Genomic DNA, 17,615 nt, shown 5'->3' with positions numbered 1-17,615 from the left:
CCTCCCGTAGGTTCAGCGCGCGGAGCTGATCTGCTCGCGCTGCCGCTTCCTGGGCAAGCCCTTGGCGTCCGTCAGCTCACGGATGCGGGCCTGATAGTCGCGGACGCGGGCGCCCGCGCGGCGCCGTGCGGCCTCGTCCAGCGCGGCAGCCTGGCGGCGCTTCCACGCGCGCACCTGGCGCTCCAGATACCGCTGCTGCTGGGTGTCCTCGTACGTCGCCCCTCGCGGGTGCGGGGGCGCCTGCGGGCGCGTGGTCACGCCCGGGAGGTACGCCGAAAGAGAGTGCCGGCAGTTGTGTACTACGATGTCGGCAGTTAGGTACGCACCTGTTGAGGTCTGGAGATCATAGGCATGTCCCCGGTACCAATCGCGATCGACATCGACGACCTCATCAGGCGTTACACCGCAGGCGAGACCTGTCAGGATCTCGCCCACGTCTTCGGCGTCAGCGAGGCGACGCTGCGGCGGCGCCTCAGGGCCAACGGCATCGAAATCCGTCAAGGCCCCAGCTACCGCACTTCCGACGCGATGACCACACGGGAGCAGCGAGCCCGCACCCGCGAGCGCTTGCAGCTCCACGCCGGGCCCCACGAGGCCACATTCGCCAAGCTGCTGGACGCCGAGGGGCTGGAGTACGTCCAGCAGCGCGCGTTCGGCCCATACAACGTCGACTTTGCCCTTGTAGGAGCGCCCGTCACCGTGGAAGTCGTTGCTGGTGGCGGTAGTGCTCGTGCAGCAGCCATGCGCAGCGAGCGCATCGAATACTTCCTCGAAGCTGGCTGGAGCGTCGTGGAAGTCTTCTGCGGCTGGGGACGCGACCGCGTCCCTTTCTCCGCTCGTGCCGCTCAGTACATACATGCCTTCGCGGACACGCTCGGCAGCGAGCCATCCGGTCGTGGTCAGCACCGGATGATTCGGGCTGACGGTGAGACGTTTACCCCGCGCCGTCGTCAGGTGAATTGATGGCCCCTCGTACCAGGCGCGTGCCGCGTTCTCGACATCGCCGAGGGCACGGCACGCCTGGTTCCCGAGGATGGCGTTCGGATGGAACAACCCAGCGGCGCGGGCCTCCAGCAGCGTGCCGACGACATGCACCGGCACCTGCCTCGGACGCCGCAGCAGCCCGGCCCGCTCGGTTGTGTGCTCGGCCATCACCGTCCGCGGCCCTAGAGGGCCGTCGAGGGCGAGTATTTCGCCTTCGTACGGCTCGCACAGCGGGCACTCCAGGGGGCTGTCGGAGACGATGACCAGCCCAACGCCGATGGCCTGGAGGCTGTCGGTGTGCGCCTCGATTGCCGCGCGTGCCGTGACGCTGCGGACGGCCATCTCGGCGTAGGACGCCATGTCCCACGGGCGACCGGCGCGGTCCACGAAGCCGGTGATGCCGCGCGCCGCGAAGTCGTTCAGCGCGCGCTGGCTGGCCTGTCGCCGGGTCTCAGTGCCCAGCAGCGGCCCCGCCGTCACCCGCGTGATGACGGTCCGGAACGCGTCGAGGACAGCGCGGGTGATGCGGGCGTATACGGGCCGGGTGTCGGCGGCAGCGGAGGCTGCGAGCCGGTCGACCGCCGCGGCGTTCGGCAGCGCGCGGCGCGCGGCCAGGTCCTCGCCGATGGGCAGCGCGCCCAGCTCGGCGACGGCGGCTTGTTGGCCGCGTTCGTACGCGGTGGTGAGCGCCTGCCTGATGGCGCCGTCGGCGTCCTGCTGGAGGGCGGCCGAGACCTCCTCGACCGCCCTGCGCAGGTCTCCCACTGCCCGGAGTTTCAGCTCCGCCCACAACGGGCTCTCCAAGTCCGCTGCCAGGGCGCCCGCGAGACGCTCCAGCAGGGACAGCTCGGCCGCCTCGTACAGGTCACGCACCTGCCGGGCCAGGTCCTCCGCCATCTCCGGCGACACCGGCATCCCCGGCCTCCTCTGCTCCGACGTCCATCGGGTCGGAGACCGCGCGGCCGGATTCGGCGAGGATCCGCCGCACCTCGGCCTGCTGGTCTGCCTCGTCCCAGTCCGGGTGCACCAGAGCGACCAGGGTCTCGGTGGACGCGGCCTCGGCGCGGCGCAGCGCGTCGGCGGTCTCGGCGAGGGTCTTGGTGTCGTCCTGCACTGAGTCCTGGAAACGCACCTCCGGCCGCTCCACCTCGACCGCCCGCATGCCGGGGAACAGGCCAGACGCTTCGAGGGCGAGCTGCGCCTCGACGATGTCCGCCAGCCCTACGGCGGCGAGTTCAGCTTTGCGCGCGCGGGTGCTCATGCTGCGCGTGGTGCGGGCCTTGATCTCCGTGGCGGTGACGGCTGCGCCGGCGGAGTCGTCGCCGAAGGTGTTGCCGGAGTATCCGGCGTTGCGGACGACCTTGCCCACCAGTTCTTCGATGGTGGCGTGGTGTTCCTCGTGGCGGATCGCGAACTGGTTCAGCGTGATCGCCTGGTCAGCGGTAGGCGGGATGTTCATTTCCGCGTAGACCTCTCGGTCTTCCCATGTCGCGCCGCGGCCGGGCCCGTTGCTGGTCAGGTAGCCGGACGGGACGAGGATGCGCGCCTTGGCGAGCCTGATGTCGCGCATCCATGAGGTGTACGTCTCGTCGATGCTGGACAGGAACGTCTCCGCGCCCTGGTAGTCGCTCGTTCCGAGGCAGCTGCCGCCGGGGATGTCGCGCCAGTCCGGCGCGGCCACCGTGTTGGGGATGTAGGAGGCCGTCAGTCGCCTGCCGATGTTGAGCTGGCGGGCGGGCTTCAGGCCCCGGGTCGCTTCGAACGCGCCGAGGTCGATGGGCTTGCCGAGGTTGTCGATGGTGCCCTCGTAGACGCCGTGCAGAATCTGGCCGGGCTCGTGGCGCTCCAGGTGCCGGACGACCTTCTGCCCGTCGGCACCGAGGATGGTCCAGAACGTGACCGCGCGCAGCCGGTCGTATGCGAACTCAGGTGCAGCGCCGTCTGCGTGGACGGTGCTGATCCAGGGCCGGTCGCTGATCTGGTCGTCCCAGACCAACCGTAGGTAGACCCCGCCGAGGGCCGCGCTCACCTCGCCGCCAGCGAGGAGCGTGCGCTTCAGCCCGAGGTCCATCATGTCCTCGAGGCGTTGCTGCGTGTCCTTCGACTCCGCCCTGAGTACGGGGGGTTCGGAGAACAGCAGGTCAGCTGAGGTGCGGGCGATGTCGCGGGCGAGCGGCATATGGAGGTTGGCGCGCTTCTCGCCAAGCGGGGTGGGCTCGCCCCAGAACCAGCGGGCGACGGTGCCGACCAGGCCGCCGCGGTACTGGCTGGGCCGGTTCTGCGGTTGGCCGAACCTTCCGCCGTCGCGATGCCGGTTGAGGTACCGGTAGGCGAGCCGGTCGGGGTTGGCGGAGTACCAGGCTGACCAGTCCTCCAGGTCGCAGCGGATCGCGGGGTGGACCGGCGGCCACGAGGTGCCCTTGTCAGGGAGCGCCATTCTCCACCCCCTCATCGTTCTCACCTGGGTTCTCCAGGTGGTCGGCCGCTGCCCGCAGAAACAAGGCCATCTCCCGGGGGAATGCGGCCTTGTCGATCCCGCTCTCGGTCACCTTCACCGTGACGCTGCCCCAGCACGCCTCCGTTTCGCCTGCCCGGATCTGCACGGGTAGCTTCATCTCCAAGGCCATCAGGCAGCTACCTCCAGGTTCGCGCGGATCAGGCCCCGCCACTCGTGCGCTGTGCTGTGCAGTCCATACCGGAGGGCGTCCACGCTGTGGTCGTCCACCTTCAGCGGCTTGTCCTCGCCCGCCGCCGCAGCCTTCTCATCCCACGCGTACGACGGCAGCTCGGCGAGCAGGCCCGTGCACGAGCGGTGCACCGACAACAGGTCGGAGCCGAGCGCGACGCTCACCGACCTGATGCCGTCCTTCACGTCGTTGTCCGCCTTGGCCACACCCGGCACCCCGTCAGTCCACAGTTGCGTCATGAACGAGGCGGCCGAGGGGTCAACGAACACCCACTGCGGGGCCACCCCTTGGGCGTCACGGTGCCGATATGAGCCGAGCCAGTCCCGCACACCGCGGCTGTACTCCGCGTCCGTCAGCTGACGGCGGGCGGCCCGGGAGTCGTGCCGGTACTCGGAGGCGACGTACAGCCGGTCGTCCATCCCGACACCGATCAGCAGCGCCGCGAACGGGTTGATCGTGCCGTAGTCCAGACCGACGCACATCCAGTGCCGGACCTCCGGGAGGATGTCGACGACGTGCCGGGACTCCTCCCACATGTCGTAGACCACGCCCTCCGCCAGGCACCACTCGCCGAGGACGAACCGCCGGTAGAACAGGCCCTGATACTCGACCTTGAGTGCCGCGACGTACGCCTTGGGCAGGTACGGATTGTCGTCCAGGCTGAAGCTGAACCGGTGGACGTCGATCGCGTCCGGGGCCTGCGAGGTGATGACGTTGCCCTCGCGGTCGAGGTGCAGCTTCGCCCGGTCGAGGATCTTCTTCTTCAGCCAGTGGTTCGGGCCCTCGGGGTTGGTGGTGCCGAACCACTGCGCGCCCTCCACGGACAGGCGGGTGCCGAGCATCTGGAAGAACGTCTCGGGGTAGGTGGTGACCTCGTCGCAGTACGCGCCCGCGAGCGTCAGACCCTTGATCTTGTCGGCCGCCCGCTCGTCGTTCGCCCCCGCGACGTAGATGGTGCGGCCAAAGATGACGACCTCGCCCGCGCCCGCCTTGTAGTTGCAGCGCTTCACCCCGACCATCTCGACGATCGGGTCGATGACGTTGCGCTTCAGCGTCCGCTCGGTCTTACCGACCATGAGCAGCGCGCCGGGCGGGCCGGTGCGGATGTAGCGGAGCCACACCATGATGCTGCTGACCGTCTTGGAGGAGCGAACAGCGCCTTCCCAGAGGTTGCCGCGGGCCGTCGCCAGGCGCACGGCCTCTCTCTGCTTCCCGACAAGGGGAGCGATCACCGCTGGCCACCCCCTGATCAGTCGCTCATCATCCCCCTGAGCCAGGCGTCCACAGCGGCCAGGCCCTGCTGGTCGGACTCGGGCGGGCACAGCTTGAGACTCCGGTCGATCGCCTGCGCGGCGGTGGACATGAGTGCCCGCTTGGCGTCGGCCGGCGGTTCGGGGACGTCGCGCTCGTTGTAGTCGTTGTCCTTGCCGCCGAAGTTGTAGATGACCGATGGCTCCCACATCTGCTCGGTCAGCCGCTCGGCGTCGTCCTGGAGCGCCTCGGCGAGGATCGCGCGGCGCTCGGCCAGGTCCGCCATGCGTGCGCGGGTGGCCTCCTCGGTGGCGGTGCGGTCGAAGGAGAGGCCGAGTCGTTGTGCAATGACGCTGATGGTGCGTCCGGAGCGTTGGAGGCGGCGCGCGATCTCGTTGCGGGAGCAGCCTTCAGCGTGCAGCTGCCGGACGTCCTCCTCCGTCTCCTCGGTGACCGGGCGCGGCGCCTCTCGGGACATGGGCACCTCCGAGCGTGCGTCGGCCCGGCCTCGCACGAAGCGACGGCCGGGCCGGAGTGAGTTGGTGTCAGCGGCGGCGGAAGAGGCAGATAAGCGCGCTCCGGTCGCTGGTCAGTGCCTTGCCCTCAGCGGCGCACATGTTGGCGAGCGTCCAGCCTTGGGCTTCGATGGCCTCGATCTGCTCGCCGACGCCGCTCATGAGTCCGGTGGACCGGGATCCCGCGTTCGCCTCGATGATTTTGAAGACGAGAGTGTGGCGTCCCTCGGCGTACGCGTCAGTGGCCGCCTTGGTGGCCAAGTCGGCCTTGGCGTTGTTGATCCAGCCCATGGTGTCCCCCCAGGGTGTTTGTGGTGAGGGGTGCATCATGCGCGTGTTGTGGGGCGCGGTGGGCGGGTGTGTCTGTTTCGTGACAAAGGCCCGCGCTGCGGCGGGCCTCTTGTGTCCGGGCACGCCGGACTTGGGGCCAGTGTGGGGCATGGTGTGGGGCTGGCGCAACTACGGCGTGTGACGTGACGGGGCTGGCCATGCCGCCGCCCCGCTCTTTGCCGGGCGGGGCTGGTGTGCTCGAGTAGCCGCGCAGCCCACGCGGGTCGGGTAGGAACCGAAGCAGCGTGGGCGAGGTCAGTACAGTCACGCTCAAGCTGCGGTGGTCTGGATACTCGCGAGGCGGTGCCGTGCCACCGTGGCGTACCGATCGGACAGTTCAATGCCGACGAAGGCGCGGCCGGAGGCGAGCGCCGCGACTCCGGTGGATCCCGATCCAGTGAATGGGTCAAGCACCGTTCCTTCGGGAGCACAAATCCTGATCAGTTCTGCCATCACCTCATCTGGCTTCTGAGTTATGTGTTGACGTTTCTCCCCGCGAGGCTGCGATCCGGTGACCAGCCCGGGCAGGTAGACCGGGTTTCGGTTGGCGTCGACCGACCCCTTCGTGGCCCACAACACGTACTCGCACGCGCGACGGAAGCCACCCTTCGCGGGGCGTGCGATGGGCTTGTGCCACGGAACGATTCCGCGCCATGTCCAGCCTGCCGCTTGGAGGGCGTCGCTGGTAACAGGCACTTGCCTCCAGTCAGCGAAGATCAGCAAAGGGCCGCCTTCTCGGGCCAGTCTGTAGCACTGGCCGAGGACCAGGGACATCCATGCCAGGTATCCGCGCTGGTCGCGGGTGTCGCCGTCGAAATCTGGTAGGGCGTGCTTCGCGTCGCCAGACACGTACTTGCCGCGGGTTGTGTCATTGGTGCGTTGGGTGGCGGTCATTCCGCCGGAGTTGTATGGCGGGTCCGTGATGACGGCGTCGACGGAGCCAGTGGGCAGGGTGTGGAGGAGGGTCAGGGCGTCTCCACGGTGGAGCGTCCAGTCGGACATGTTGTGCCTCCTGGTGGCGGTCGCTTGCACCGTGGTGGCGGCGAGCGAGTCGGTGCCTCGAACGACAATGATCCGATGGAACACGCGTTCGGCGCCAGGTCGTCACGTGTCGGCGCAGTGAGGCCCCGCTGCGGCGGGGCCTCGGTGCCGGGCGCTACCCGGCTCGTAGCTGCCAGTGTGGCAGTCAGTGGCCGCAGTTGGGCTTGGTCCACCAGCCGCAGTCTTCGCAGTACTCCATGATGGTGCTCCTCGTCTCGGTTCGGGGCGAGGCCCGAGGCGGCCTGGTGCTCCGCCCGCGCGGGCCGGGCGGAGGCAGCCGTCAGACCTTGCTCCGTCGGCGGGCGGCCTCGGCTGGGTCCCGTACGACGAAGCCGCTCTGGCCGATGGGCTCTACACGCACCCTCTCTTCGGCGGGCCGCCCCTCGGCGTTGTTGTTGTCGTTGGCGGGCTGACCTGCGGCAACAACGGCCGCATCCTCGGGCCGCAGGGCGAGAGTGGGGTGGACAGCCGGGCCGCCCTTCACGCCGGTCGACGAGCCCCGGCCGCGCATCCTCACCGCCTCGATGGGGATCTCCCACTTCTCCAGCACCTCCCGAACGCGCTCCGAGGTGGTGCCTATTTCCTCCGCGAGGACGGCCAGATGGGCGTGCGGTGTGCCGACCCGGGTCAGGGCGATCCGCAGATCCGGCAGGATGGGCAGAGGCGGCCCGGCGGGGGCTTGCTCGACACTGGCCCCCGGCTCCTCGTCGCCCTCCTCGCCCTCGGCGCCCGGGGCTGCGGCGCACCAAGCGGCCAACAGGAACCAGACGGCGCCCGGCCACATCAGCCAGCGGGTACCGGACACCAGCATCCCTGCGAACGCCACGGCCACCGCGGTACCCGACAGGCGGCGGAGCAGGTCCCGCCAGCCGTCCTCTACCAGCCAGGTGCCGAAGGACCGCAGCAGCGTTCCCGTACCGGCGGCGACCCGGGCTACGGCGTTGTGTGAGGCGGTCACTGGACAACCCCCGACCACCAGGCGCCGCCCGCGTTCGCGAAGTTGGCGAGCGGTGTTGCCAGGGCGCCGGCCACTCCCCCGTTGAGACCCAGGCAGATGCCGCAGATCACGCCGAGTGCGAGCTGCTTCTTGGGGAGCTTCTTGGACCATTTGAACGCGCCGATGACCATGGCGGTGGCGATCAGGACCATGACGTTCCCGCCGTCGGACAGCGGGGCGAGGCTGGCGCGTGTGACGTCGGTCGTTCGGCCTCCGACGCCGTAGACGAGGGCGAAGTCGCCCACTTTGTTGCCGCCCCACAGGACGATCTTTCCGGCGCCGCCGAGGAGGCCCCCGGCGCACAGGATGGTGAGGACGCCGTACAGGCCGGAGAGGGTGAAGGGTACGAGTTGGCGCCAGTCGCGGCCTCCGCCGCCGTCTTCCCCCTTGGCGCCCTTCTTGCCTTTGAGCCACCAGCGTTGGACGACGAGGACGAGGATGACCGTCCCTGCTGCGGCGCCGCCGAGGCTGACGCCGTTGGATCCGAGGTTCATGGGTGCGGGGTCCTCAGTGGGATAGGGCGGCTGCGGCGGCCGCGGCGATGACGACGATGAGCGCGGTGGTGCGGACAACGGGCAGCACGATCGGGTGCAGCTCGGCGCGGCCGATGACGGCGAGGCCGAGCGCGGCGGCGAGTGCGCTAGCGCCGAAGAAGACGAGGGCAGCGGCGGTCACGGGTAGAACCCCTCCCGCTTATCGGCTGGGGCGTCGGTCTCAGCCCGTTCGATCTCGCGGGTGAGGGTGCGCCGGACACTGTCCGGATTGGTGTCCGGACCGAGGACGTCCCGGGTGATGGAGACGACCGCTGCCTTGTCGGTGATGCCGCGCTTCATCAGCTCACGGACCGCTTCCGTGATCCCCTCCGGGCGTTGTCCGGACAGCATGTCCGCCCTGGCCAGCGCGATACGGGGGTCCTCGGGGGGCTCCTTGTCCGGGCGCTGTCCGGGCTGGTCCGGATCGCGCTCGACCGTGATCCTGGCGGGGAGCTGGTGGAGGGTGAGGGCGACCTGTACGGCGTCGACGATCACGCCGTAGGTGACGAGGAGCGCGGCCAGTTCGGCCGGGGGCAGGGTGGGCTGGGACTCGTGGGCGATGCGGATCGCCTCGGCCGGGTCCATGGTCGCGAAGTGCTCGCGAAGCCTGTCCGTGGCTGTCCAGGTCTTGTCCGGCTGCTGTCCGGACAGCTGTCCGGCGTGCTCGATGTGGGCTACGGCGCGGACCTTGACGCCGCGGCCGGCACGGACGGGAGCGAGGAGCCAGGCCCAGCCGCCGAACGCGGGGAGCCGGAAGGGCCGCTCGCCGCGGGCCGCGCGAGCTTCTGCGCGGGGCCCGGCCCAGGACAGTTCGGACACGGCGAGGAGAGCCAGTGTGGGGACGGAGAACAGCAGGGCCGCGGCGAGTCCGCCGCCGATGAGGTCGGCATGGAAGACGTTCAGGTAAACCGAGGTGCCGGTCATGGCGAGGGCGGCGAGGCGGGCTCCGGCGGCGCTGCGCCCGGCCTTGGACGCTTCGGAGGCGAGGTGGAGGCAGGCGTATGCGGCTCCGTCGAACACCGCCACGGCGGCACCGGCGATGGCTTCCGGCGCCGAGTAGTGGCGGGCGACGGCGTAGAGGGACCATCCGGTGGTGGCGATGGCGGCGATGGAGACGATCCCGACGGCGGTGCGCCAGGTGTCGAGGCGTTTCACGGGTGCTCCTGGAGCGTGGGGCCGGGCCCGCGCTGGGGGATGTACGCGGGCCCGGCCGGTCGGGTGGCTACCTGAGGCCGAGGCGACGGGCCTTGGACTGGGAGGCTCGGTCGAGGTCGGCTCGGGCGTCGGCGCCGGTGGCGTAGTCCTCACGGCACCGGTCGACAGTGGCCTCCGTGCAGCGCTTGGAGGTGAGTTCGGCGTCGGCGCGGCGGCTTTGAGCGGGGCGGCCGGTGCTCCCGGAGCGGAAGATCCTCATGCGGTCACCGCCGGGCGGGGCGCGGCGGGGGCGTGGTCGTCGCGGCGGACGGCGCCGGTGACTCCAGCCGCGGTGCGCACCGTGCTGATGGTGCGGCCGGCGCGGCGGCCGAGGATGCCGACGGCGATGGTGCGGCGGGCTCCCGGGGGCGGGGTGGGGTCGATACCCTTCATGCGGCTGTTCCTCCTGGTAGCTCAGGTCGGATGGCCGGCCCCAGCCGGGCTCTCACACACCGGCTGGGGCCGTGTTGTTGGTGCTGAATCGAGAGTAGCGACTTCCTAGCCATATGGCTAGGAAGTCAGGAAGAATGGTGCCCATGGCCGACGAGGTCGAAGGAGGGCCGGAGATGATTTCGCTGCGCGAGGTGGCGCGGCGACTGGTGGCCGAGGGTGTAGTCGAGGCAATCAGTCACCAGCGCGTGTCACAGCTGAGCAGGGATGATCCCGCCTTCCCGCCGGTGTCGACGATCGGCCGGTCGAAGGCCGTGGACTGGCGCGCCGCGCTGCCGTACTTCCAGAAGCGGAAGTCCCGGCAGGGCGAGCGGACGGACCTCAAGGACCGGGACGAGGGATAGCAGACGCAGCGGAGCCCCCACCCGATCGGATCTCAGAGTGGGGGCTCCGGCACGCCGGGGTGCGCCCGGCGGCGGCCGGGGAGACGCTGGAGGCGTGGTCCGGGTACCGCACGTCATCGTCCAGCCGTCCTCGCCGACCGGCGGCCGGGCGGTGCGCGTGGACTCCACGATCCTCGGCGTGGCGAGCAGGGTCGCGGTGACAAGGCAGTCGCTGTCGTTGCGAGAACCCCGAGGGTTGATCGCCGTCAGGAGAGGACGCCAGCACGGCCGGCGAGGCCGCGGAGTTCCGGGGTAGTGCGGCCGGAGACGAGGAGACCGGTCAGCATGGCCTTAACCGCGGGCCGCGTGTGTGTCTCCTCCGCAGCGCAACGCTCTGCCTCCAGCAGTGCGCCGATGCATTGGTCTCGGCGTCCCCACTGGGCGTAGGCGGTGGCCTTGTCTGTGTAGTACAGGGCACGGCGCTCTACGGTGGGCAGCGTCATCGGGTGGAGGTCGTCAGCGGCTGCGATGGCGGCGGAGGGGTCGCCGGCCTTGTATTCCGCCGAGACCAGGTGGAGCTGAACGGTGGCGGGGTTGAACCCGCCGGCGGTGTCCCGAAGATGCGTGGTACCGATCAGCTGGCCGGCGATGGCCGCGGCCTCCTTGGTGAGCTGGCGCATACCTTCCTGGTCGCCCTGGTGGGCGACGGTGTAGGCGGCGCACTGAATGAGCAGTCCCCGTTGTGCACTGCCTACGGCCCCGGCTTCGCGAAGCGCGGGGTCGTCGGCGGCGTTGAGAGCGAGGGCGAGGGACTGGTCATGCCATCCGGCCTTCCGTGCCAGTACGGCCTGCTGGCGGGCGGCTTCGGCGACGTCGAGCGGGGCGCCGCTGGCCTGGGCGAGTTGGCGGGCACGGTCGGCGGCCATCCATCCGAGTTGGGGTTCGTCGAGTTTGATGAGGACGCGGGTGGCAAGCAGGTAGCTGCGTGCGAGAACGGCGTGGTAGTCGGCGCCGAAGGCTTGGTGACCCGCGCGGATGAGGTGTGGCAGGCGGACGGCGAGAGCGCCGTAGCTGGAGGCGTTGAAGTGTGCGGCCGCGCGCGCAAGTTCGGTGGGTAGCTGGTCCGGCGAGTAGGCCGGTGGGATGGCATCGAGGCCGAGCATCGCGTCTCGCAGGCCGGCGACGAGGAGGTCGCCGGGCTGGACCTCCTTGGCGGGGTTGGTGCCCGTAGTGGGGGCGCCGATCGCTGCCGCTGCTGTGATCGCCAGGTTCGCGAGCAGTGTCCGTCGCCTCATCGCGTCATCACCGTCCTCGTGCCGCGGGATCTCCACAGTAGGCGCGGGCAGGCGCGGGTACGGGCCGGTTGACAGATCGCGGCGAGGCGGCGGTTCGGCGGGGCCCAGGGCGAGGCCGAGGTCTTGGGGCGGGATGTCGAGCGCCCGCGCGAAGCGGCGTAGCACGATGACATCGGTCATGGGTGACTTACCGCGCTCTAAGCGGGAGATCTGCGCCGCCGAGTAGCCGGTGAGGCTGCCGAGCTGGGCGAGTGTCATGCCTTGGGCCAGGCGTGTGCTTCGCACGCGTTGGCCGGGTGTCATAGCTGCTGCGGGAGCCGCATGTGAACGTGCAACCACATCCATAACCCCGTCCCGGTGGTATCCGAGGCTGCATTGCCTCCAGCGTATTGGTTCGGCGGCCGCCCGTGGGCGTTTTGCATGACATGCAAACCGTTTGCAGCCCTAGGAGTACAGCTGTCCAGGGGTGAGGCAAGTGCGGTGCTCTTGGAGCGCGGCGGTCGGCATCCGCTGGCCGCCCTCCTTCGGGCACCTGGGAGGTATCTGGTGCAACTCTCCAATCTCACCCCCTCAACGGCCGGTACTGCTGCCGTGGACGTCCGCCTCACCCCGAGCTACTACGTCCATGCGGCGGGTCTCGGAGGTTTCATCGAGGGACTGCTGGCGACCTGCCGGACGGTCTTCGACGTCAAAGGCGCCATCACGCTTGGACTGGATTCTCCCGCCGCGGCCGGGCTGCTGCCCGCGGAGCGCGGCGTCGTGGAGGCCGGTGCGGTCGTGGACGGTGACGTCATCGTGGAGGCCGGGGCCCGCGTCGAGGCGGGCGCTTGGGTCGTCGGCCCGGTCCTGATCTGCTCTGGCGCGATTATCTCCCGGGGCGCACTGATCCGGGATCACAGCGTGATCGGCCCCGGCTGCCAGATCGGATTCGGCGCGGAGATCACCCGCAGTCTCCTCGCCGGGGGTTGTTTCATGAAGCACCCCTCATTCATCGGGGACTCGGTCATCGGGCGGGGCGTCAACGTGGGTGCGTTCTGCTCCACGACGGGGCTGCGCTGCACCGGGCCGGTCATCGAGCCAGCGATGGACGAGATCACGGTAACGCTCGACGGTCAGCGCATCGGCACGGGGCAGACCAAGTTCGGCGCGGCCATCGGCGACGGCGTGGCGCTCCCGGCCGGTACGGTCCTCTCCCCCGGGACGCTGATCGGGCCCGGCACGGTGATCTATCCGCGCGATCACGTCGGCGGTGTCCTGCCTGCCGGTTCCCGGGTCCGGTGAGCCCGGTGACCCAGACCTCACCTCTCCCGACGGTCACAGACGACATGGTCATCCGGGTCACCGGCGGCCGTCCGCTCTCGGGCCGGATCACCGTGCAGGGAAGCAAGAACATCGCCTTGCACCTCTATGCCGCGACGATCCTGACGGACGCCCCGGTGACGCTGCTCGGCGCGCCGGCGATCCTCGACACAGACGTGTGCGCTCAGATCCTCACCCACACCGGCGCTCAGGTCACCGTGGTCGGCGACCAGTTCACCGTGACCGCGGTCTCTCAGGTGCGGCCGGAGATTCATCCGCAGCTCGGCCGCCGGGTGCGCACGACGTGCGTCCTTGCCGCGACGGTGCTCGCTCGCTGTGGGCAGGTCTCATTCCCCCTGCCCGGTGGAGACGCGTTCTGTCCCCGGCTGATCGACCGGCACGTGGCGGCGATGGAAGCCGCTGGTGCGACGGTCAGCAGCGACAGCACCGGCATGTTCGCTCAGTGCGGGCCAGGCGGCGTACGCCCGTTCACAGTCGACGTCGGCACCCCCTACGGCCCGAGCCTCGGGGCGACGGTGACAGCCCTGCTCCTGGCTGCTCGGGCCCCCGGCACAAGCTTGATCACCAGCCCCAGCGTCGAGCCGGAAGTCACCGAGACAGCCCGGTTTCTCGCAGAGCGCGGCGTCGGCGTCCACTGGGACAAGGCCGGGCTGCATGTGACCGGGGCCGAGCACATCGCGGGCGGAACGTTCGCGGTAGCCGGGGACCGGATCGAAGCCGCCACCATGATCATGGCAGCGGCTGTGACCGGCGGGAGCATCCGCCTCGGCAACATCACCACGACCGGCCTCCCGACCGGGCTCACGGCGCCGCTCGCCGATGCCGGGGTCCACCTGGTCGACGCGCCCGGGGGTGAAGTGCACATGGCCCCGACGGGGCCGCTGCGCGCGGTGGCGACCGCGACCGGGCCTCACCCCGGGCTGCCCACGGACACCGCGCCCCAACTGGCCGCGATGCTCACCCAAGCCCACGGCACCTCGCAGATCGCGGAGCGCATCTACCCGCAGCGGGACACCCACCTCCAGGGGCTGACGGCCTTCGGCGCGGCGGTCTCCTCCAGGGGCCCGGAGGTCCTGGTCCACGGGGCATCACGGCTGCGCGCGGCCCAGGTGGAGGCGGCGGACATCCGGGCCGTCACATCTCTACTGATGGCCGGACTTGTGGCGGAAGGCACCAGTACGATCCGCGGCATGTACCACCTCCGGCGCGGCTACGGCCATCTGCTGTCAAACCTGGCCGTGCTGGGGGCCGACATCACCACCATCCCGGAGGCCCGGCCATGTCCCTGACCCCGTTCACCGTTGACGACCTGGACCGTCTGCGCGACACACTCAACGATGTCATGGCCGACGGCGCAACCCCGGGCGGCGCCATCGTGTGCGGCACCCTCGACGGGCAACGGAGCGTGCTCGCCACCGGCACCGTCGCCCCCGAGCTCGGCGACACAACCCCGGACAAGAACACGATGTACGACGTCGCCTCGCTGACCAAGGTATTGGCGACGTGGCCGCTGGTCGGGAAGGCCGTCACCGCCGGGCTCCTCGACCTGGACCAGCCGGTGCGCGACTTCCTTCCCGCGATGAGCGGAGAGACACCCAGCGGTGAAGCGACCGTGCGTCAGCTCATCACCCACACCGCCGGCCTGCGGTCCGCAACCCGGCTAGACCTGTACCGCGGTGCGGAGGCCCCGCTGCATGAGCTGCTGTGCCGGGAGCCGCTGGAGGACGTCCCGGGAGCACACCGGTACATCAACCGCGGGTACATCCTGCTCGGTCTGGTGCTCGCTCACGTGCACGGCCAGCCGCTGGACGTACTCGCCGCCGAGATGTGGCGGGAGCTGGGGATGACCGACACGGTGTACGGACCGGTCGGCCGCGGTCCGAACGTGGCTCCGACTGAGGAGCGCATCCCTGGCGTCCCTCGTATCTGGGGTGCCGTGCACGACGACAATGCGGCGCTGCTGGGCGGTGTCGCCGGGCACGCCGGTGTCTTCTCCACGCCGCGGGACCTGGCGCGGTTCGGGGAAGCGCTGCTCACCGCCCACCAGGCGGGGGGCGAGGACGCGTTGGGTATGTGGCTGCGGGCGAGCCTCGTTCCCCAGGCGTCGATCGAGCCTGGCCTGGAGCGCGGTCTGTCCTGGATCGTGGCGGCTGGCGGGCAGGTGGCGTATCACCACGGTTGGACTGGCACCAGCCTGTACCTGGCGCCGGAGGCCGGACGGTACCTGGTGATCGCCACGAACGCTGTCTACTACGGGCCCGCCCGGTCGCGTATCGCCCCGCTCCGAGCTCTGGCACTCAAGACCATCTCCGCTGTCTGACAAGGTTCCTTGTGGGTGAGCTGATGGCTGAACACGCGGCTCTTGGCGTCGGCGGCCTTGCCGGACGGCGGCTCATCCACACCGCCCCATAGACGTGAGGGTGGGCCCGCTCCGTCCACCCTCCGGAGCGGGCCTCCTGCTGTCACGCAGCGGTGGTCTCCCGCTCCCGCCAGGTGCGGCCGCAGTCCGCGCACTGGACGGCCGGCGGTTGGCCGTCGCCGCCGTGCACCTCCAGCACTCCGCGGCATGCGGGGCAGGGCCAGTCGACGGCGACGGCCTGGCGGGCGATGCGGAGCGCGGTCTCGACCCGGGCCGCGGCCTGCGCGGCCACGGCGGTGATGCGGACGGCGTGCAGGGGGCCGAGCGGCAGGAACGGGCCGCTCACGCCCTCGAGCCGAGCCAGGAGCCACGCGGCGGCGTATACGGCGCTGCGCGCCCCGGGGTAGCGCCAGCGGCGAGGGTCGGCCGCATCCTGGGCGGCGAGCTGGTTGCGGCGAGCGATCTCCTCGGCGGTCCATCCGGCGCCGCGGGGTGCGCGGGCCATGGCCGGGCGCTGGATCTGGGAGGCGATGACGTCGGCGCAGTGGACGAGCTCCGCCTCGACCTCTCGCATGACGTCCAACACGTCCACCGAGATGGGTGCGGGGCTGGCGCCGGGTCCGGGCTGGTCGCGGTCGGGCCGGGTCGGGTGTGTCAGCCCGTCGCCGACGTGGTCGCAGCTCGCGCACTCGTAGGTGGTGCGGCCGTCGCCGAGGCGACGGGTGACGATGCGCTGGGTGTGGGTGTGCTCGTCGTGGTCGAGTTCGGCCACGAGCTGCTGGATGCCCATCCTCGGGGGCCAGGTGGTCTGTTGGCGGGCGGTGAGGGCGTCGGTGAGGTCGCTCCACCGGTTGATCACAGTCTGGAGGTGCTGGGCGGCGGGGATCATCGTGGGTGCTCCTGCGGTGCTCGGGGTACGGTGATCTCGCCGTGTGGGGCGCGCCTGGTCTGGGGAGACGAGAGGCGCGCCCCGTCGTCGTGTCAGGGCCGGTCGCCGGGCATCGCCTTCGCCGCGTTGTAGGCGTTCAGTGCGTCCACAAGTTCGCGGTCGAGCTGGGCGCGGTCCTCGTGTCGCCGCTGGGCGAGGCGGTCTTGGAGCCAGGTGATGGCGGCGACGCCGGTGAGGTGGGCGGCGAGGATGATGGCGAACTGGGCGGCGGTCACCGGCGGCGCTCCTTGATGGCGAGGTTGACGAGGTCACGTATTGCCGCAGCCTCCTTGCGTTCCCAGGCGTGGGTGATAGCGGCGATGGATTCGCGGCGCCGGTGGAGGAGCTGGTGGTGCCGTTCCTGGGCTTCGGTGAGGGTGGTGGGCGGGGTGTCGGGGAGAAGGTCCTCGGCCCAGTTGATGGGGCCGGTGGTGAGCGGGCCCCCGGCCGGCTCGGAGGGCGCTCCGTCGAGGGCGTTGTGCAGCTCCTCGCGCTCAACGTAGGTGGGCATTTCCATGCCGCTCTCGGCGACCGTGCGCACGCGGGCGATGGTGGCCTCGGCCCGCTCGGCGCGCTTCCGTAGGCGCTCAGTGCGGTGACGGAGCAGCTCGAGGTCGGCGGCCAGCTGCTCGGCGCGCATGCCGGTGTGCTCGGCGCGGGCGTCCTGCCGGTGCTGGTCGCGCTCGGCGTCGGTGAGCTGGTCCCAGCGCGGGGTGCCCCGGTTGAGGGCGGAGGCGGCGACGCCGACGCGGGCGAGGCGGTCGATGTGCTCGGGGGCGGGGCTGTCCGGGCTTGTCCAACTGGCGCCCGCCTCGCTGTCCGGACTGTCCGTCCTGGTGTCCAGGGCGTCCGCCCAGACGATGCGGGTCGCGCCACCGTGGCCGTGGACGTGCTCGGCGTCGGCAAGACTGGCCCAGTTGACTGTGGAGGGCCGGTCGCCGCGCCACCGTATGGTCACGGTGCTGTCGGGCCACTGGCAGCCGTCGGCGACGGTGCCGGTGCCGGAGACGCCACTCACGTCGCGGTCCCGCTGGAGATGGAAGACGCGAACGGCTGTGCGCCCGCGTGCGCGCCGTTCCGGGGTCGCCGCCCCCTCGGGGGCGTCTGAGGGGCTGTGAGGACCGTGGGGCGCGGCCCGGCCCGCCTCGCGGGGCTGCCCGTCGATCACTGTCCGGTCGTCGGCGGTCGGGTGCGCGGCGAGCCAGGTCCGGTACGCGTCGATCACATCGCGGACTTCGGTCTCGCGGGGGCAGCTCTCGGGGTTGTTGTAGGGGCAGTCCCCGTTCCACTCCAGGGCGTAGTGCACGGCGCGTACGGGGTCGCCCAGGGTGAGCGGCCACTTGGCGGCGGGGCTGGTGTCGGTCATCGAGTCTCGGTCTCCTCGGTGGACGAGTTGAGGTGCGGGAGG

General features: G+C 70.5%; 21 protein-coding genes. 4 read left to right on the top strand and 17 right to left on the bottom strand.

What is annotated here, in order from left to right; genetic code table 11:
* Positions 1-12 precede the first annotated feature (12 nt).
* The 13 genes from JK363_RS42775 to JK363_RS26320 form a co-directional block, all read right to left on the bottom strand.
* A complete protein-coding gene (locus tag JK363_RS42775) occupies positions 13-1,881 on the bottom strand; it encodes a phage minor capsid protein (RefSeq protein WP_236076115.1) in 1,869 nt (622 codons plus the stop codon).
* Complete coding sequence (locus JK363_RS26375) at positions 1,850-3,421, bottom strand: capsid protein (protein ID WP_201877818.1); 1,572 nt, start codon at positions 3,419-3,421, stop codon at positions 1,850-1,852. Before JK363_RS26375 ends, JK363_RS42775 begins: the two co-directional genes overlap by 32 nt.
* Positions 3,408-3,611 (bottom strand): hypothetical protein, encoded by a 204-nt coding sequence (locus JK363_RS26370; RefSeq protein WP_201877817.1) that lies wholly within the window; start codon positions 3,609-3,611, stop codon positions 3,408-3,410. The genes JK363_RS26375 and JK363_RS26370 overlap by 14 nt, the downstream gene beginning before the upstream one ends.
* Positions 3,611-4,867, bottom strand: coding sequence for a PBSX family phage terminase large subunit (locus tag JK363_RS26365; protein ID WP_307821873.1), 1,257 nt, complete (start codon positions 4,865-4,867; stop codon positions 3,611-3,613). The genes JK363_RS26370 and JK363_RS26365 overlap by 1 nt, the downstream gene beginning before the upstream one ends.
* A gap of 53 nt (positions 4,868-4,920) precedes the next feature.
* A complete protein-coding gene (locus tag JK363_RS26360) occupies positions 4,921-5,400 on the bottom strand; it encodes a helix-turn-helix domain-containing protein (protein WP_201877815.1) in 480 nt (159 codons plus the stop codon).
* A gap of 67 nt (positions 5,401-5,467) precedes the next feature.
* A complete protein-coding gene (locus JK363_RS26355; protein ID WP_201877814.1) occupies positions 5,468-5,728 on the bottom strand; it encodes a hypothetical protein in 261 nt (86 codons plus the stop codon).
* Between the two features lie 309 nt (positions 5,729-6,037).
* The gene (locus JK363_RS26350) at positions 6,038-6,769 is read right to left on the bottom strand and encodes a DNA-methyltransferase (protein WP_201877813.1); all 732 of its coding nucleotides are present in this window, start codon (positions 6,767-6,769) and stop codon (positions 6,038-6,040) included.
* Between the two features lie 319 nt (positions 6,770-7,088).
* A complete protein-coding gene (locus tag JK363_RS26345) occupies positions 7,089-7,766 on the bottom strand; it encodes a hypothetical protein (RefSeq protein ID WP_201877812.1) in 678 nt (225 codons plus the stop codon).
* A complete protein-coding gene (locus tag JK363_RS26340; RefSeq protein WP_201877811.1) occupies positions 7,763-8,299 on the bottom strand; it encodes a hypothetical protein in 537 nt (178 codons plus the stop codon). The genes JK363_RS26345 and JK363_RS26340 overlap by 4 nt, the downstream gene beginning before the upstream one ends.
* A gap of 13 nt (positions 8,300-8,312) precedes the next feature.
* Positions 8,313-8,480 (bottom strand): hypothetical protein, encoded by a 168-nt coding sequence (locus JK363_RS26335; RefSeq protein WP_201877810.1) that lies wholly within the window; start codon positions 8,478-8,480, stop codon positions 8,313-8,315.
* On the bottom strand, positions 8,477-9,493 hold the full coding sequence (locus JK363_RS26330; RefSeq protein WP_201877809.1) for a DUF2637 domain-containing protein: 1,017 nt from the start codon (positions 9,491-9,493) through the stop codon (positions 8,477-8,479). The genes JK363_RS26335 and JK363_RS26330 overlap by 4 nt, the downstream gene beginning before the upstream one ends.
* A gap of 67 nt (positions 9,494-9,560) precedes the next feature.
* Positions 9,561-9,752: a hypothetical protein gene (locus JK363_RS42770; RefSeq protein ID WP_201877808.1), complete on the bottom strand. Its 192-nt coding sequence runs from the start codon at positions 9,750-9,752 to the stop codon at positions 9,561-9,563.
* Entirely contained in the window at positions 9,749-9,925 is a 177-nt protein-coding gene (locus tag JK363_RS26320; RefSeq protein WP_201877807.1) for a hypothetical protein, read from the bottom strand. The genes JK363_RS42770 and JK363_RS26320 overlap by 4 nt, the downstream gene beginning before the upstream one ends.
* Positions 9,926-10,068: 143 nt before the next feature.
* Between JK363_RS26320 and JK363_RS26315 the strand changes: the two genes are divergently transcribed.
* Positions 10,069-10,326, top strand: a complete 258-nt coding sequence (locus tag JK363_RS26315; protein ID WP_236076114.1) for a hypothetical protein — start codon at positions 10,069-10,071, stop codon at positions 10,324-10,326.
* 245 nt (positions 10,327-10,571) lie between these two features.
* On the opposite strand, the gene JK363_RS26310 is transcribed toward JK363_RS26315, so the two are convergent.
* Entirely contained in the window at positions 10,572-11,885 is a 1,314-nt protein-coding gene (locus JK363_RS26310) for a helix-turn-helix domain-containing protein (protein ID WP_307821872.1), read from the bottom strand.
* Positions 11,886-12,146: 261 nt separating this feature from the next.
* Between JK363_RS26310 and JK363_RS26305 the strand changes: the two genes are divergently transcribed.
* The 3 genes from JK363_RS26305 to JK363_RS26295 are packed head-to-tail and all read left to right on the top strand — an operon-like array spanning position 12,147 to position 15,240.
* A complete protein-coding gene (locus tag JK363_RS26305) occupies positions 12,147-12,881 on the top strand; it encodes an LbetaH domain-containing protein (protein WP_201877805.1) in 735 nt (244 codons plus the stop codon).
* Between the two features lie 5 nt (positions 12,882-12,886).
* Positions 12,887-14,209 carry a UDP-N-acetylglucosamine 1-carboxyvinyltransferase gene (locus JK363_RS26300; RefSeq protein WP_201877804.1) on the top strand — a complete coding sequence of 441 codons (1,323 nt, stop codon included), beginning with the start codon at positions 12,887-12,889 and terminating at the stop codon, positions 14,207-14,209.
* Positions 14,200-15,240, top strand: a complete 1,041-nt coding sequence (locus JK363_RS26295; RefSeq protein ID WP_201877803.1) for a serine hydrolase domain-containing protein — start codon at positions 14,200-14,202, stop codon at positions 15,238-15,240. The genes JK363_RS26300 and JK363_RS26295 overlap by 10 nt, the downstream gene beginning before the upstream one ends.
* A gap of 142 nt (positions 15,241-15,382) precedes the next feature.
* Here JK363_RS26295 and JK363_RS26290 read toward each other — a convergent pair whose 3' ends face one another.
* The 3 genes from JK363_RS26290 to JK363_RS42765 form a co-directional block, all read right to left on the bottom strand.
* Positions 15,383-16,168, bottom strand: coding sequence for a hypothetical protein (locus JK363_RS26290; protein ID WP_201877802.1), 786 nt, complete (start codon positions 16,166-16,168; stop codon positions 15,383-15,385).
* A 92-nt stretch (positions 16,169-16,260) separates the two neighbouring features.
* Complete coding sequence (locus JK363_RS26285) at positions 16,261-16,443, bottom strand: hypothetical protein (protein WP_201877801.1); 183 nt, start codon at positions 16,441-16,443, stop codon at positions 16,261-16,263.
* Positions 16,440-17,573 (bottom strand): hypothetical protein, encoded by a 1,134-nt coding sequence (locus JK363_RS42765; protein ID WP_201877916.1) that lies wholly within the window; start codon positions 17,571-17,573, stop codon positions 16,440-16,442. The genes JK363_RS26285 and JK363_RS42765 overlap by 4 nt, the downstream gene beginning before the upstream one ends.
* Positions 17,574-17,615: the final 42 nt, after the last annotated feature.

Source organism: Streptomyces coffeae (genome assembly GCF_016741875.1).
Taxonomy (GTDB): Bacteria; Actinomycetota; Actinomycetes; order Streptomycetales; family Streptomycetaceae; genus Streptomyces; species Streptomyces coffeae.
Note: the sequence above shows the minus strand (reverse complement) of the source record. Positions and strands in the feature narration are given on the sequence as shown.

Coding starts and splice junctions, on each gene's coding strand:
- JK363_RS42775 (WP_236076115.1), bottom strand. CDS start 1,881: ATGGCGGAGGACCTGGCCCGGCAGGTGCGTGACCTGTACGAGGCGGCC.
- JK363_RS26375 (WP_201877818.1), bottom strand. CDS start 3,421: ATGGCGCTCCCTGACAAGGGCACCTCGTGGCCGCCGGTCCACCCCGCG.
- JK363_RS26370 (WP_201877817.1), bottom strand. CDS start 3,611: ATGGCCTTGGAGATGAAGCTACCCGTGCAGATCCGGGCAGGCGAAACG.
- JK363_RS26360 (WP_201877815.1), bottom strand. CDS start 5,400: ATGTCCCGAGAGGCGCCGCGCCCGGTCACCGAGGAGACGGAGGAGGAC.
- JK363_RS26355 (WP_201877814.1), bottom strand. CDS start 5,728: ATGGGCTGGATCAACAACGCCAAGGCCGACTTGGCCACCAAGGCGGCC.
- JK363_RS26350 (WP_201877813.1), bottom strand. CDS start 6,769: ATGTCCGACTGGACGCTCCACCGTGGAGACGCCCTGACCCTCCTCCAC.
- JK363_RS26340 (WP_201877811.1), bottom strand. CDS start 8,299: ATGAACCTCGGATCCAACGGCGTCAGCCTCGGCGGCGCCGCAGCAGGG.
- JK363_RS42770 (WP_201877808.1), bottom strand. CDS start 9,752: ATGAGGATCTTCCGCTCCGGGAGCACCGGCCGCCCCGCTCAAAGCCGC.
- JK363_RS26320 (WP_201877807.1), bottom strand. CDS start 9,925: ATGAAGGGTATCGACCCCACCCCGCCCCCGGGAGCCCGCCGCACCATC.
- JK363_RS26315 (WP_236076114.1), top strand. CDS start 10,069: ATGGCCGACGAGGTCGAAGGAGGGCCGGAGATGATTTCGCTGCGCGAG.
- JK363_RS26295 (WP_201877803.1), top strand. CDS start 14,200: ATGTCCCTGACCCCGTTCACCGTTGACGACCTGGACCGTCTGCGCGAC.
- JK363_RS26290 (WP_201877802.1), bottom strand. CDS start 16,168: ATGATCCCCGCCGCCCAGCACCTCCAGACTGTGATCAACCGGTGGAGC.
- JK363_RS42765 (WP_201877916.1), bottom strand. CDS start 17,573: ATGACCGACACCAGCCCCGCCGCCAAGTGGCCGCTCACCCTGGGCGAC.